The organism is Rheinheimera sp., assembly GCF_036782235.1.
In the GTDB taxonomy this organism is placed as follows: Bacteria; Pseudomonadota; Gammaproteobacteria; order Enterobacterales; family Alteromonadaceae; genus Pararheinheimera.
On the sequence record NZ_DAIPZL010000008.1, the window covers coordinates 160,629 to 160,874 of the forward strand.

The window sequence follows — 246 nt, forward strand, 5'->3', positions numbered from 1 at the left end:
AAAAACGCCCGGAGCGTTTTTGGACAGCTTTAGCTGGTCCCGCAGGGATTTTTACAGGGATGTAAAAACACAAAAACGCCCGGAGCGTTTTTGGACAGCTTTAGCTGGTCCCGCAGGGATTTTTACAGGGATGTAAAAACAAAAAAACCAGCGCAAAGCTGGTTGATGTTTTACTAAATATGATTTTAGTAAAGTGGCGGAGCGGACGGGACTCGAACCCGCGACCCCCGGCGTGACAGGCCGGTA